General features: G+C 42.1%; 2 pseudogenes. Both read left to right on the top strand.

The features are described from left to right. Positions 1-94: 94 nt before the first annotated feature. A pseudogene (locus EYS00_RS20370) lies at positions 95-217 on the top strand (DUF2810 domain-containing protein); the annotation flags it as partial. A gap of 314 nt (positions 218-531) precedes the next feature. Next, positions 532-1,472, top strand: a pseudogene (locus EYS00_RS20365) (sodium/glutamate symporter); the annotation flags it as partial.

The following is a 1,472-nucleotide window of genomic DNA, read 5'->3' as shown; positions in this document are numbered from 1 at the left end:
CAGCTGAAACACAAGCAAAGCTACGAATGTAAACAAAGAGCGTAAAAGCACTGCTAGATATTGCCTTTTAGCCGTGAAATTACCAAGGCTGTAGCAAGCGGACATGGGTAAACTGAAAAAGTCTGTAAAGGGACTTGTCGTTGTTCATCCAATGACGAAGATCGGTAAAGAGCTTCGTTTAGAGGTTATGACTGGTTACGCACCGAAAAAATTCTAATTACCCACGCTGGTAATGCAAAAGGAGCTATCAATAGCTCCTTTTTGCTTTTTTAGGTTTCCAGAATGATAGTTAATGTAATAATTTTTCAGATGTCGGGGTGAATTTTCGAAGTGATCAAGGTCAAAAAACACCCTGATCCTCGCTAAAATTGACCTAGGACTAACATCCTGGTCGTCTTTCACACTATTGTGGAGCGTTTTCTAAACTCACTAATTCATCATTTTCATAAACACAGGTAGAGCAGCACTAAAAGCTACAGACAAGACTAGACTCATTAGGGAAGATGAGGAACGTAAAAATATAGAGGTGATATGAATCATTTAATTTCAATAGGCCCACTAGAATCTTTCCTAATCGCAATTAGCGTTTTGTTTCTTAGGCCATTTTGTAAACGCAAAGCTTCCGGTTCTCAAAAAGTACAATATCCCAGAACCTATTGTCGGCGGCTTAATCGTTGCGCTTGCAATTACAGGTCTTCATTTCAACGGTATTGATCTTGAGTTCTCTTTACCGTTGCAAAACACATTCATGTTGATGTTCTTTGCAACCGTTGGTCTCGCGGCGAACTATACCCAGTTGATGAAAGGGGGCGCAAAGGTGTTCCTATTCCTAGCTGTGGCGTCGGTGTACATCATTATTCAGAATGGAGTTGGCGTAACCTTGGCAACGGGATTGGGGTTAGACCCACTCATGGGGCTTATCGCGGGTTCGATTACTCTATCTGGTGGACACGGTACGGGTGCGGCTTGGTCTCAAACTTTCGCTGATACTTATGGTATTGCTAATACGCTAGAAATTGCGATGGCTTCGGCAACCTTTGGTTTGATCATTGGCGGTATCATTGGTAGCCCGGTGGCACAAAAGCTGATCGACAAAACAACCTTGAATCTGAGTACGGTACAGGCACTCATACGCACGAGCGTTTCCCAGAGCTGGTGACGTATAACGAATATGAAGAAGATAAAGTAACAGCCAAGAAGGTGATTGAAGTTCTGTTTATCCTTCTTATCTGTATCACTGGTGCTAAGTATTTAGAGCAGTGGGTATCGACCTTTGAAATCAAGTGGCTAATGATTCCTGACTTTGTTTATGCGTTGTTTATGGGGGTGTTCATTACCAACGTATTTGAAGTCACTAAGCTGCATAAAACAGACAGTGAAACGGTTGATATTCTAGGTACAGTGTCTCTTTCTCTGTTCTTAGCGATGGCATTGATGAGCCTAAAACTGTGGAACATCTTTGATCTTGCGAT

It is taken from the genome of Alteromonas sp. KUL49 (assembly GCF_006538345.1).
Classification (GTDB): Bacteria; Pseudomonadota; Gammaproteobacteria; order Enterobacterales; family Alteromonadaceae; genus Alteromonas.
The sequence above is the reverse complement of the archived record's forward strand: the minus strand, read 5'-3'. Positions and strand labels throughout refer to the sequence as shown.